Below are 13,719 nucleotides of genomic sequence, written 5' to 3'. Positions count from 1 at the left end.
AAATGATTTTTAAAATTTTTTTCAAAAAAAGAATGTTTTTAATAGCGATATTATCTTTTTTTTGCATTGGAGGAGCTTACGCACAAGCAAGTAGTGTGATTAGAGAGCAAGATTTTCGTTTGAAAGTCCAAAATCAATGGGATAAAACGGCTAAAAAAAGTTTTGCAAAGTTAGAATGGGATACAATTCCTAATATGGCAGGAGGAGGATATACACTATATCAATCTGAAGATGGCAATCACTGGGAGGCAAAATCGACAAAGTACGGGCAAGCAATTAAGGTTTTAAATGTTTTTCCTGATGTTGCACGGTCTAATACATTAAAAACTTGGATGGATGGATTAGGCTTGAAGGATCGTTATGGCAATAATTTAATTCAGGTTACGGCTGTGTCTTTAGGGAATTTTAATTCAGATCCAGTGAGATATTTAAAAAACAACAATGATTACATGTATGATGTGATTATGTTTGGTTCGTGGGATTGGAATGCCAATAGAGATTTAGTGCAAAGAAGTGCAGATGAATTGCAATACTTTATAAATAGTGGACGTGGGGTTTTGTTTGGACATGATACGATTACTGGACAAAGACAATCAAATGGTGCTTACCATAATTATTTTAATCGTTTTGCTGCTCAATTGGGTTTTACGCTTAGTACTACTGCAACAGGCTCTACGAGGGTAAAGGTCAAAAATGATGGGTACATGATGAAATATCCGTTTGAGCTAGCCAACTCCGTAGTGCTTACAACGCCCATTAGTCATTCTTTTGGGCAGCTTTTTGATCCAAGCAGAGGAGGGACGATTTGGTTAGAATACGAGACCTCTAGTATTACTTGGGGTAGTATTTTTACAAATGAGCAAAACATGACATCAAACTTTTACTTAGCTACAAACAAAAATTTAGGAATGATTCAGACAGGTCATAGTAATGGGGCTTCAACCGTTGACGAGAGAAAGATATTGGCTAATACTCTATATAATTTGGCGCAAGTAACCATGGATTCAAAAGCGGATGATTATACAGTGAAAGATACAGTGCGACCTGATAAACCAAAGATTACTTATATGACAGGCGACCAAGATAACTTTCGAGCAAGAATTGAGGCGAATGATACTGGGAAGCGTTATCAATGGTTTGTGGAGGCGGATACAAAAGATAGGGGAATACTTAGATCTGATCGAGTCGAAGAAGAGATCAAGAGTGATATCCAAGGGTATATTTACAAAGTGGACGATTCCCCTGTATCTAGTGTACCAATTGAAAGAAACGAATACGGAGAAGTAACCAATATTCAATTATCAGTTAATCCAGATAGTATCAAATATTCTTTTTTAGAGGGGTTGAACGGTACAAGCAATCATCGTTATCTCCATGCGGTAGCTGTAGACCGTGCCAACAATGTTAGTGAAACGACACATGTAAAGTTAAAGGATCTAATGCCTTTTGTATTAATTACCAAAAACTATCAGGATGAGTTTGGCAAGGAGATTAGAAGCACGGAGGTACAGCGTGTTTACAAAGATAGTCAATTTGTATTATTGCCATCAGTGATTCCAGGATATAGGATTAAAGGATACCAACTAGATGAAGGTGTGCTCGTTCCACTAAAAAATACAGATATTATAAGAATGGATAAGGTAGTTGAGAATCATCGATTTAATCTAGTGTATACGCAAAAAATTCGATTAGTTGTCCGTCAAGTGGTTCAATCTCTCCATCCTGATATTGTTGAACCATTTTATGGCTTGATGAATGTTTCAACTGGAAAAAAAGAGTCGCAACAACGCTTGAAAACTGCGCTTGTTGGAAAAAGCTCAAAATCAAGCGAAAACCTAACAGAATCGTCTTATAGTTTTTGGCGGACAACAGACAAAGAAATATTTGAGGTAGAACCTGTGATTCCAATGTATTATCGTATCACTCAAAGTACGGTAAATAAAGACGGATTTAAAGGGGAGCAGGTACTCGCAACAAGTGCACAGAAATTTTCCTTGGACTATTCCAAGGCGGATACGTATTATGTGACAGTGTATTTGGATGCAAGGGGGCTGCATACGAATCGTCCTGCTTTATATAGTAGACAACTCTTTCAAGAAAATATAAAAATAAAATAAAATAAAACGCATGTGAGTCGCAGCTCACATGCGTTTTATTTTAATGTTCCTTTGATTGTTACCTTTAGTAAAACTGGTTTATTGTTGATTCGAAAAGGGAAACGACTGTTACCGAGTCCACGACTAACAAAGAGCGTGGTTTCGGGACGTTCGTTGACTTGATAAGCACCATCTGTGTAATAGGGTAAAAGTCCTTGGTTTGGGGCAAGTAAGCCACCTAAACCCGGAATTCGAATTTGACCTCCATGTGCGTGTCCACTAAAGATTGCGTCAAGTGGAAAAGGTGCAAAAGCCTCCATGTGTTCTAAAAATTTTTCAGGATGATGCGCAAGCAAAAGGTTGAGGCTAGAAAATTTCAGCTTTTCTTTTTGTTCGTTACTCAATGTATGGTGGCCTTCTAAAAAACCACTGATTGTGATATGAGTTTGATCAAATGGAACCACTACCACTTCATTTTTGAGTAATTCAGCATGACTAGATTCAACGAGTTGCATCCATTTTTTGTATTGCCCACTACTGGTCTCGTGATTTCCAGAGACCACAAAAGTAGGCGCAATAGCTGCTAGTTGATTGAGAAAGCTGACAAGTGGTACTTTTTTCAAATCAGCAGTTCGGTCAATGGTATCGCCTGAAATGAAGATATAGCTTGGCTTAGCTTCGACAACAGCCCGGATGATTTTCTCTTGAGATACACGTAATCTGGAAAAATGCAAATCAGAGAGATGCATGATGGTCAGATGTGGTAAGGTTTGGGGTAATCTCTTGCCGGAAAGTTTTAGCGTTTCCACAACTAAGCGACGGTTTTCCTTGTAGCCGTGTCGGATAAAAAGTCCAACCAAAGCGGTAACAATTAGGATAAATAATAAAAAATTGAGCATAAGCAACCCTCGTTTCATATTACGTCTTGTCTATTTTAGCTGAAAATAAACAAAATAAAAACCCTTTTAATGAAAAAATAAGAAATAATTTTGTGAAGCAAATAGAAGCGTTTGTTGAGTTTTTTTTAAAGATGTGCTATAGTAATAGAAGATAGAGACCACGAACGAGTGAGCGGATAAAAACGCTCACTCTTTTTAATGAAAAAATCTTGACAAAGGAGGCGAAAAGGATTGAGCAGTGTAGTAGAAACCGTACAAAATGTGGTTACGCCAATCTTAGATGAATGTCACTTTGAATTAGTTGATGTAGAGTTTGTAAAAGAAGGAAAAAATTGGTTCTTACGTGTCTTTATTGACAAACCAGGTGGTATTGATATTGAAGAGTGCGCACTTGTGAGTGAAAAGCTTAGTGAAAAGATGGACCAGTTAGATCCAGATCCAATTCCACAAGCCTATTTTCTCGAGGTATCTTCACCTGGAGCTGAGCGACCGCTAAAAAAAGAAAGTGACTATGAGCAAGCGCTAAATGAGTATATTCATGTTTCTCTTTATCAAAACATTGAGGGAGAAAAACAATATGAAGGTTTTTTAACTTCCTATGATTCAGAAAATTTAACTTTGTTAGTCCGCATAAAAACTAGAGAAAAAGAATTCACTTTTTCACGTAAAAACATTGCCAAAGCACGTCTAGCAATCCAGTTTTAACGAATAAGATTGAAGGGAAAGAAAAAAATGAGTAAAGAAATGTTAAATGCATTAGATGCATTGGAAACTGAAAAAGGCATTTCAAAAGAAATCGTTATTGAAGCTTTGGAAGCAGCACTTGTTTCTGCTTACAAACGTCATTATGGACAAGCTCAAAACGTAGAAGTTGAATTTGACGGAAAAAAAGGCAATATTCATGTCTATGCAGTAAAAGAGGTAACCGAAGAAGTGATGGACTCACAACTTGAAGTAAGCTTAAAAGAAGCAGTTAAAATCAATAAAGCATACGAAATTGGAGACACAATTCGCTTTGAGGTAACGCCAAAGGATTTTGGTCGTATTGCTGCTCAAACAGCAAAACAAGTTATCTTACAACGTGTGCGTGAAGCAGAGCGCACGATTATCTACAACGAATTCAGCGCCTACGAAAATGATATTATGCAAGGAATTGTTGAGCGTCAAGATAGACGTTATATCTATGTCAACTTAGGCAAAATTGAGGCTGTTTTATCACGCCAAGACCAAATCCCAAATGAAGTGTACCAACCGCATGATCGGATCAAAGTCTATGTATCAAAAGTTGAAAATACTTCTAAAGGACCTCAAGTCTTTGTAAGCCGTAGTCATCCGGATTTACTAAAACGGTTGTTTGAACAGGAAGTTCCTGAAATTTACGATGGAACAGTTGAAATCGTCAGTGTAGCTCGTGAAGCAGGAGATCGTGCAAAAGTTGCGGTTCGCTCTCGTGATGAAAACATTGATCCTGTTGGAACCTGCGTAGGTCAAAAAGGGCAACGAGTTCAAACCATTGTCAATGAATTAAAAGGTGAAAACATGGACATTGTAGAGTGGGATGAAGACCCAGCTGTGTATATTTCTAACGCACTCAACCCTGCACAAGTCCAAGAAGTGATTTTCAATGAAAATCAACGAGCATGCACCGTAGTTGTTCCTGATTATCAATTGTCATTAGCAATTGGAAAACGTGGACAAAATGCACGCTTAGCTGCAAAATTAACTAATTTTAAAATCGACATTAAATCAGAGTCTGATATGGAAAAATTGCGTGAAGAAACGCAAGAGTTACCAAATGAAGTTCCAGACGAAGTAGAAGTAATCACATCTTTATCAGAAGAGCAAGAATAAAACAGGAGGCGAAATAGATGAAAAAACGTAAAATCCCTTTGCGTAAATGTGTTGTTTCTGGCGAAATGAAACCAAAAAAAGAAATGATTCGAATTGTTCGTTCGAAAGAAGGCATTGTTTCCATCGATCCTTCTGGCAAAATGCCTGGGCGTGGTGCGTATGTTTCTATTGAGCCCACTGTTGTAAAAAAAGCTTGGGATGGAAAAATTCTTGATCGTATTTTAGAAGTACCGCTAGAAGATACGTTCTATCAAGAGCTCTATGATTATGTTGACCATCAAAAAGCTCGAAGGGAACTTTTCGGAAATGAATAGACAAAAGTTATTAAACTTGATAGGTTTATCATTACGAGCGGGAAAAATGATTTCTGGTGAAGAATTAACACTTCGCGATGTTCGCAATCAAAAAGCAAAATTAGTTTTTGTAGCGAAAAATGCCAGTGAAAATACCAAAAAAAAGATGACCGACAAATGCGCCTTTTATCATGTCCCTTATAATTTAGATTTCACTCAGGAGGAAATCAGCCAAGCAATTGGTCGAAACCGAATGATTGTCGGAATTTGCGATGAAGGATTTGCAAAAAAAATGCAAGAATTAAGCGTAGAATAGGAAGGTGATTACATGGGAAAAAGAAGAGTGTACGAATTAGCAAAAGAATTAGATGTACCCAGTAAAACCGTTGTTGACAAAGCACAAACTCTAGGCATTGATGTTAAAAATCATATGGGTTCTTTGTCAAATGAAGATGAGAAAAAAATTCGCCAAGGCCTAAGTGCGAATAAAGGAAATGTGGAGAAAAAAATTCAAAATACAACTAATAAATCAAATAAACCAGTAAACAAACCAGCACAAAACAAACCAGCACGTCCAGCACAAAATGGACCAGCGCGTCCAACGCAAAACAATCAAAATCGTCCAGCTTCAAGTAATGGACAAACGACTGCCAAGACAACAACCAATGCAAATAGTCAAAACCGTCCGAATAATAATGCTACGACTGCTACGAACAACAATCGTGGTGGAAGTGGCAACGGTGGCGGATACAATGGCAACCAAAAACGCAACAATAATAACCGCGGTGGCTATTACAATAACAATCGTCCAAATCGCTTTAACAAAAAAGGGAAAAAAGGCAAACGTCAAGAATCCCAAAAACCAGCAGTTCCACCACGCAAGTTTAGAGAGCTTCCAGAAGTTCTTGTGTATACAGATGGGATGACTGTTGCAGATTTGTCGAAAAAACTGCACAGAGAGCCAGCTGAAATTATTAAAAAATTATTTATGATGGGTGTTATGGCCACACTGAATCAATCGCTTGATAAAGATACAATTGAACTACTCGCGACTGATTACGGAATTGGCGCAGAAGAAAAAGTTCAAGTGGACGTAGCCGATATTGACAAGTTCTTTGAAGTCGAAGCGGTTAATTCTGACAATTTAACATCAAGACCGCCCGTTGTAACAATCATGGGACACGTTGATCATGGGAAAACAACATTGCTAGATACACTTCGTCACACAAAAGTAACCTCTGGTGAAGCAGGTGGGATTACACAACATATCGGGGCTTACCAAATCGAAGAAAATGGAAAAACGATTACTTTCTTAGATACACCAGGACATGCGGCGTTTACAAGTATGCGTGCGCGTGGAGCAAGTATCACCGATATTACGATTTTAGTTGTCGCCGCAGATGATGGGGTAATGCCTCAAACGGTTGAAGCAATCAACCATGCGAAAGCCGCAGATGTACCAATCATTGTCGCTGTAAATAAAATTGACAAGCCAGCAGCAAATCCAGATCATGTGATGCAAGAGTTGACAGAACATGGTTTGATTCCAGAAGCTTGGGGTGGAGACACGATCTTTGTGCCAATTTCAGCTAAATTTGGTGAAAATTTGGATGAGTTATTAGAAATGATTCTACTTGTGGCAGAAGTCCAAGAGCTAAAAGCAGATTCATCACAAAATGCGATTGGTACAGTAATTGAAGCTCGTCTTGACAAAGGAAAAGGGCCAGTTGCGACTCTACTAGTTCAACAAGGGACGCTACGTGTCGGAGATCCAATTGTTGTTGGGAATACCTTTGGGCGTGTGCGTGTGATGACCAATGACATCGGACGTCGTGACAAAGCAGCAGGGCCTGCAACACCAGTTGAAATTACTGGATTAAATGATGTACCGCAAGCAGGAGATCGTTTTGTTGTTTATGAAGACGAAAAAACTGCTCGCCAAGCAGGAGAAGAACGTGCTAAACGCGCCTTGTTAGAGCAACGTGCGAGCAGTAGTCGTGTAACTCTAGATAACTTGTTTGAAAGCCTAAAAGAAGGCGAGCTTAAAGAAGTCAATGTTATCATCAAAGGAGATGTGCAAGGGTCTGTTGAAGCATTGTCTGCTAGTTTGAATAAAATTGATGTCGAAGGTGTTCGAGTGAAGATTATTCATACAGCAGTTGGGGCTATTAACGAAAGTGATATCACGCTTGCAGCAGCAAGTAATGCGATTATTATTGGATTTAATGTCCGTCCTACACCGCAAGCAAAACAACAAGCAGAACAAGAAGAAGTAGACATTCGTTTACACCGTATCATCTACAACGTGATCGATGAAATCGAAACTGCGATGAAAGGGATGCTTGATCCTGAATTTGAAGAAAAAATCACAGGACAAATGATTGTTCGTGAGCTTTACAAAGTTTCAAAAGTTGGGACAATTGCCGGATGTTACGTAACAGAAGGTTCAATCAAACGTGATAGTGGTGTTCGTGTGATTCGTGATGGAATTGTAATCTTTGAAGGAACACTTGCCAGCTTGAAACGCTTTAAAGATGATGCAAAAGAGGTCAAGTTAGGCTTTGAATGTGGTGCAATGGTTGAAAACTTTAATGACCTTAAGGTAGATGACGTCATTGAAGGCTTTGTAATGGAAGAAATCAAGCGCGCATAGTATGCTATAGTAAGAATAGAGAAAAGTGAGGGATGAACATGGGAAATTATCGTGATCGTCGTGTTGGGCAAGAAATTCACCGTGAAGTAACGGATATTTTACAAAAAAAAGTTCGTGACCCAAGAGTGGAAGGAATAACTGTAACCGATGTTCGAGTTACAGGGGACTTGCAACAAGCGACCATTTTTTACTCTACTTTATCAGATAAAGCTTCAGATAGAAAAAAAGTAGCAGAAGGCCTTGAAAAGGCAAAAGGATTGATACGTAAAGAGTTAGGCTTACGTTTGACGCTTTACAAGACACCCGAATTATATTTTGAACGTGATGAATCCGTAGCTTATGGAAATCACATTGACGAATTGATTCGTAAGTTAAACGAAACGAATTAAATAAAAGAAAAGGTTGGATCACGATGATTTTGTCGTGATTCAACCTTTTTTTGTTGGGGAATAGGAGCTTTACAAATAGAACTTTCTTTTGAAGATATGCTATAATGGACAGGCTAGATTGAAAGAAATGAGGAACCAAATAATGGATGGAATTCTACCTTTATGGAAAGAAAGAGGCATGACTAGTCATGATTGTGTCTTTAAGTTGCGCAAAATATTACATACAAAAAAAGTTGGACATGGTGGGACACTTGATCCTGATGTAGACGGGGTACTGCCTATTTGTGTTGGAAAAGGGACAAAGGTAATTGAGTACTTGCAAGATGGTGGTAAAGTTTATATTGGAGAGATTACGCTAGGGTACTCGACAACAACAGAAGATAAAAGTGGAGAGCTTGTCGTGCAAAAAAAAGTAGCTGCTCCAATTGAAACAAAAAAAATTGATGCTGCGATGCAAGAGATGGTAGGCGAAATCACACAAATCCCACCGATGTATTCTGCAGTAAAAGTCAAAGGTAAAAGGCTATATGAGTATGCAAGAAAGGGTGAAGAAGTGGAACGACCTAAAAGGGTTGCATACATTGAATCTTTCACACGTACAAGTGAGCCTGTTTTTGATCAAACAACAGGAACATTATCTTGGAAATTTGAAGTGGTTTGCGGCAAAGGAACGTACGTCAGGACACTTGCAGTCGATACTGGTTTATTGCTAGGGTTTCCAGCGCATATGTCTGATTTGACTAGGACCAAAAGTGCAGGTTTAAAACAAGCAGAAGCCTATACGTTAGCTCAGATAAAAGAAATGGTTGAGCAAGAGAACCTTAGCTTCTTGCAGCCGATTGAACGGGCGATGAGTCAGTTTACGTCGCTTGATTTAAGTGAAGAGCAATATGCCAAGGTGAGAAATGGTGTTTTTTTGGCGAAAAGTCTTTTAGCAGATCAGCCAGAACACACGGAGAATATTGCACTTTTTTATCAAGGAAAAGTAGTAAGTATTTACGGCGTACATCCAACAAAGTCCGATTGGTTGAAACCAATCAAAGTATTGCGAAATAATCTTCAAGAAGGGAAGGCATAACGCGTGCAAGTGATAAAAATTCACCATCCATATTCAAAAGAACAAATCCCATCAGAAAACGTCGTAATGGTCTTGGGTTTTTTTGATGGAGTTCATTTGGGCCATCAAAAAGTAATCCAAGAAGGAAAAAAACAAGCAGAAGCAAAAGGATTAAAATTAGCAGTAATGACGTTTAATCAACATCCATCTATTGTTTTTCAAAAAATTCAAGCAGAGACCATGAAATATTTGACCAACACCAAGCAAAAAGAACAAAAAATGGCGTCTTTGGGTGTCGATTATTTATACGAGGTTAGTTTTACCTCAGCTTTTGCTAGACTGGCGCCACAAGAGTTCGTTTTGCAGTACTTAGTCAAACTACATGCTGCGGTGGTTGTCGCTGGCTTTGATTACACCTATGGTCCTCGAGATATTGCAACAATGGACAATTTGCCGCTTTATGCACAAGGACGGTTTGAGATTATATGTGTCGGCAAACAGGAATGGCAGGCTGAAAAAATTAGTTCAAGCAGAATTCGAGCATTACTAGATATAGGAAATTTAAGTGCAGCAAACCGGTTGCTTGGGTACACGTATACAATTGACGGAACAGTTGTCCATGGAGATGCTAGAGGCAGAACACTCGGCTTTCCAACGGCGAATATTCAAGTAGATGGACACGTTCGATTGCCAAAAGTAGGTGTTTATGCAGTCAAAATAAGAGTAGGAGATACATGGTATGAAGGGATGGCTTCAATTGGCTATAATGTCACGTTTGGCATTGGTCGAGCAATGACCGTTGAAGTCTACATTTTGAACTTCCATCAAGATATTTACGGTGAATCCGTTGAAGTAGCTTGGTATCAGTATTTAAGAGAAGAAATAAAATTTGATGGTGTCGAATCATTGATTGCACAGTTAAAACAAGATGAATCGGATACAAGAAGATATTTTTTAAATGAAAGTAGTGAGCAAGTATGACCTCTGCCTATATCCATATTCCATTTTGTGAGCATATCTGTTTTTATTGTGACTTTAACAAAGTCTTTTTAGAAGGGCAACCTGTCGATGAGTATATTGAGGCATTAATCAAAGAGATGCGACTCACAAGTGAACTTTCCCCTTGTGCAACAACTGAAACCCTCTATATCGGAGGGGGTACGCCGACTTCTTTGACAGCAAATCAATTGGATAGGCTGCTAAAAGGTGTCCGTGACACTTTACCATTTGAAGTCGGCAATGAGTTTACGGTTGAAGCCAACCCTGGAGACTTGACATTAGAAAAATTAGAAGTCATGCAAAACTATGGTGTGAACCGACTCTCAATGGGGGTTCAATCATTTGACAATCAGCTACTTAAAAAGATTGGACGGAAACACTCGGCAGAAGATGTGTTTGACACGATGCATCTGATTGAAAAGTCTGGACTGACAAATGTCAGCATCGACTTAATCTATGCGCTACCTGGTCAAACGATGGCTAGTTTAGAAGACACATTGCAAAAGGCAATTGACTTGGGACTGTCCCACTATTCATTATATTCACTGATTTTAGAGAATAAGACGATGTTCGCAAATTGGGCACGTCTAGGTCGCTTAAAACTTCCAGGTGAAGATATCGAAGGGGACATGTTTGAGCTGGCGGCCAGCAAAATGTCTGCAGCGGGCCTTGCGCAATATGAGATTAGTAATTTTGCGAGAGCTGGCAAAGAAAGCCAACACAATTTAGTGTACTGGGATAATGAACAATATTATGGATTTGGAGCTGGAGCGAGTGGTTATTTGGGCAAGACACGCTACAAAAACCACGGTCCAATTCAGCACTATTTAGAGCCTTTACGCCATAATCAGTTACCAACAATCACCAAAGAGAATTTGACTAAGGCTAATCAGATGGAAGAACAAATGTTTCTGGGGCTTAGGAAAATAGCGGGCATTAGTGTCAAACAATTTGAAGAAAAATTTCAGACATCGTTCTTTTCCATCTATGGACAGGTTTTTGCAGAACTTGAAGCCCAACAACTACTCTATCAAAAAGACGGGCAAGTAGCATTGACACAAAAAGGACTTTTACTTGGGAATGAAGTTTTTGAAAAGTTTTTATTATCCTAATAGTAAATGAACAATTGGGTTTATTCATTAGAAAACAGGGGGAAGAAAAATAGATTTCTTTCCTTGTTTTTTTCTTTTTTAAGATCAAAAAAGATAGAATAAAAAAATATTTTAAAAAACTAAACGGAAAGCGTTTACAAATATCTGTTAAGGTGTTAAACTTTAGTCGAAACGTTTCGATAAAATGGATTGAGAGGATTGTGGAAGAATGAAACAGGCGCAACTTGAGCAACTATTGGGTCAAATGACTCGTAAGGAAAAGATTGAACAATTGCAACAAGTAACAGGGGATTTTTTTAGTGAAGAGCAGACAGAAGCAACAGGACCGCTAAGCGGCAATAATTTAACAAGTGAGGATTTAATTGATGTAGGTTCTGCGCTAAGCTTGTCCGGAGCTAAAGCGGCTAAGAAGGCTCAAAAAGAGTACTTAGAAAAAAATCGTTTAGGGATCCCGTTATTGTTAATGGCAGACATTGTCCATGGCTACCGCACAATTTTTCCGATACCATTAGGACTTGCAGCAAGTTGGAATCCAGAATTGGTTGAAAAAACTGCAAGTGTTGCGGCAGAAGAGTCTTCGGTTTCTGGGATTCATATCACATTTTCTCCAATGGTTGATTTAGTTCGCGACCCAAGATGGGGACGAGTGTTGGAATCAACTGGAGAAGATCCATATTTAAACAAAGTATACGCAAAAAGTATGGTAGAAGGCTACCAAGGGAAAAAGGAAAATGCTTTACAACAATACGGTAGCATTGCAGCCTGCGTGAAGCACTTTGCGGCTTATGGGGCACCAGAAGGCGGACGTGAATACAACACGGTCAACATGTCAGAGCGCGAGTTAAGAGAAAACTACTTACCTTCTTATAAAGCAGCTGTGGATGCTGGTAGTAAACTTGTCATGACCTCATTTAATACAGTAGACGGAATTCCGGCATCTGTAAACAAATATCTTAATCGTAAAATTTTACGTGAAGAATGGGCATTTGATGGCGTTCTAATTTCTGACTGGGCTGCTATGAAAGAAGCGATTCACCACGGTGTAGCAGCAACAGAAAAAGAGGTTGCCAAACTGTCGATTGAAGCTGGTGTAGACATTGAAATGATGACATTTTGTTACCATAATGAATTAGAAAAGCTAATCGAAAGTGGTGAAGTTTCAGAAAGTCTATTAGACGAAGCAGTACTCAGAATTTTAACTTTAAAAAATGAGTTAGGACTTTTTGAAAATCCAGATCGTTTTACAGACGAAACGCTTGAAGCAGATAAAGTCTTTTCAAAAGAGTTTCAAGACATTGCTCAAATCGCAGCCGAAGAAGCGATTGTTTTGCTTGAAAACAAAGAATCAGTTCTCCCAATAAGTGAAAATGAAAACGTTCTATTTGTTGGATCACATGTTGACAGTTCGAATATTCTGGGGACATGGAGTTGGAAAGGCGATCCCACAGAAACAAAAAGTGTTGCAGATATCTTACAGTCAGATTACCAAAATGCCAACACGCGCATTTTACCGATTGCCTCAGCTTTTGACGTCACTCAAGAAGAGTTGGAAACAGCTTTAAAATTAGCAGAGAAAGCAGATAAAGTAGTGATTCTGACAGGTGAAACACCAGATATGAGTGGGGAAGCTAGCAGTCGTAGTGACATTCGGTTACCAAAAGCACAGCGTGACTTGATTGAAAAAATGACAAAGGTGAATGCCAAAACTATTGCAGTATTATTTAATGGTCGGCCATTAGATGTAACAGGAGTTTCGCAGCAGGTTCAAGGGTTAGTAGAAGCGTGGTTCCCAGGAACAAGTGGAGCAAAAGCAATTCTAAACATTTTATATGGCAATAAAGTACCACAAGGTAAGCTAACAATGAGCTTCCCACGAAACGTTGGACAAGTTCCAGTTTACTATAATCACTTTAATACTGGACGCCCAATTGATGAAAATGATCTTGAGAATAAATATGTTTCCAAATATTTGGACGTGGAAAATACCCCACTTTATCCGTTTGGCTATGGGCTAAGTTATACCAAGTTTGATTATCGTGGATTTAAACTTGTTAAAAGCTCAGATAATCAATTAAAAGCGCAGGTTACAGTCAAAAATACTGGAAAAGTTGCTGGTAATGAAACCGTACAGTGGTATGTGAGAGATAAGGTTGGAGAGGTAGTGCGTCCACTTAAAGAATTAAAAGGATTTGATCGAATTTTCCTTGAAAAAGGCGAAGAAAAGGTTGTTACACATGAATTTTCAGTAGAAGAACTTGGTTATGTACACTCAGATTTATCACAACGCTATGACCAAGGTGAGTTTGTACTGATGGTTGGAAGTAACAGTGCCGAAGTTTTAGAACAAAATTTTACGATATAAGTGAAGTA

12 protein-coding genes are annotated in these 13,719 nt (G+C 38.7%); 11 read left to right on the top strand and 1 reads right to left on the bottom strand.

Features of this window, described 5'->3' with window-relative positions:
* Nucleotides 1–2: 2 nt before the first annotated feature.
* A complete protein-coding gene (locus tag CBF30_RS04705) occupies nucleotides 3–2,117 on the top strand; it encodes a hypothetical protein (protein ID WP_126823236.1) in 2,115 nt (704 codons plus the stop codon).
* A gap of 35 nt (nucleotides 2,118–2,152) precedes the next feature.
* Here CBF30_RS04705 and CBF30_RS04700 read toward each other — a convergent pair whose 3' ends face one another.
* The gene (locus tag CBF30_RS04700; RefSeq protein ID WP_170168942.1) at nucleotides 2,153–2,995 is read right to left on the bottom strand and encodes a metallophosphoesterase; all 843 of its coding nucleotides are present in this window, start codon (nucleotides 2,993–2,995) and stop codon (nucleotides 2,153–2,155) included.
* Between the two features lie 231 nt (nucleotides 2,996–3,226).
* Between CBF30_RS04700 and rimP the strand changes: the two genes are divergently transcribed.
* From rimP to CBF30_RS04655, 10 genes are all read left to right on the top strand, one after another.
* Complete coding sequence (gene rimP / locus CBF30_RS04695) at nucleotides 3,227–3,700, top strand: ribosome maturation factor RimP (RefSeq protein ID WP_126823232.1); 474 nt, start codon at nucleotides 3,227–3,229, stop codon at nucleotides 3,698–3,700.
* A 27-nt stretch (nucleotides 3,701–3,727) separates the two neighbouring features.
* Nucleotides 3,728–4,846, top strand: a complete 1,119-nt coding sequence (gene nusA, locus CBF30_RS04690) for a transcription termination factor NusA (RefSeq protein ID WP_126823230.1) — start codon at nucleotides 3,728–3,730, stop codon at nucleotides 4,844–4,846.
* 17 nt (nucleotides 4,847–4,863) lie between these two features.
* Nucleotides 4,864–5,160 carry an RNase P modulator RnpM gene (rnpM, locus tag CBF30_RS04685; protein WP_126823228.1) on the top strand — a complete coding sequence of 99 codons (297 nt, stop codon included), beginning with the start codon at nucleotides 4,864–4,866 and terminating at the stop codon, nucleotides 5,158–5,160.
* On the top strand, nucleotides 5,153–5,455 hold the full coding sequence (locus CBF30_RS04680; protein WP_126823226.1) for a YlxQ-related RNA-binding protein: 303 nt from the start codon (nucleotides 5,153–5,155) through the stop codon (nucleotides 5,453–5,455). Before rnpM ends, CBF30_RS04680 begins: the two co-directional genes overlap by 8 nt.
* 12 nt (nucleotides 5,456–5,467) lie before the next feature.
* Nucleotides 5,468–7,792 (top strand): translation initiation factor IF-2, encoded by a 2,325-nt coding sequence (gene infB / locus CBF30_RS04675; RefSeq protein ID WP_126823224.1) that lies wholly within the window; start codon nucleotides 5,468–5,470, stop codon nucleotides 7,790–7,792.
* Between the two features lie 38 nt (nucleotides 7,793–7,830).
* A complete protein-coding gene (gene rbfA, locus CBF30_RS04670; protein WP_126823222.1) occupies nucleotides 7,831–8,181 on the top strand; it encodes a 30S ribosome-binding factor RbfA in 351 nt (116 codons plus the stop codon).
* Nucleotides 8,182–8,323: 142 nt separating this feature from the next.
* Nucleotides 8,324–9,259 (top strand): tRNA pseudouridine(55) synthase TruB, encoded by a 936-nt coding sequence (gene truB / locus CBF30_RS04665; RefSeq protein ID WP_126823220.1) that lies wholly within the window; start codon nucleotides 8,324–8,326, stop codon nucleotides 9,257–9,259.
* A 3-nt stretch (nucleotides 9,260–9,262) separates the two neighbouring features.
* Nucleotides 9,263–10,219, top strand: a complete 957-nt coding sequence (gene ribF / locus CBF30_RS11800; protein ID WP_170168941.1) for a riboflavin biosynthesis protein RibF — start codon at nucleotides 9,263–9,265, stop codon at nucleotides 10,217–10,219.
* Nucleotides 10,216–11,349 (top strand): radical SAM family heme chaperone HemW, encoded by a 1,134-nt coding sequence (gene hemW, locus CBF30_RS11795; RefSeq protein ID WP_170168940.1) that lies wholly within the window; start codon nucleotides 10,216–10,218, stop codon nucleotides 11,347–11,349. Before ribF ends, hemW begins: the two co-directional genes overlap by 4 nt.
* A 208-nt stretch (nucleotides 11,350–11,557) precedes the next feature.
* The gene (locus CBF30_RS04655) at nucleotides 11,558–13,711 is read left to right on the top strand and encodes a glycoside hydrolase family 3 N-terminal domain-containing protein (RefSeq protein ID WP_126823218.1); all 2,154 of its coding nucleotides are present in this window, start codon (nucleotides 11,558–11,560) and stop codon (nucleotides 13,709–13,711) included.
* The last annotated feature ends 8 nt before the right edge of the window (nucleotides 13,712–13,719 follow it).

It is taken from the genome of Vagococcus entomophilus, from assembly GCF_003987595.1.
Lineage (GTDB): Bacteria > Bacillota > Bacilli > Lactobacillales > Vagococcaceae > Vagococcus_E > Vagococcus_E entomophilus.
The sequence above is the reverse complement of the archived record's forward strand: the minus strand, read 5'-3'. Positions and strand labels throughout refer to the sequence as shown.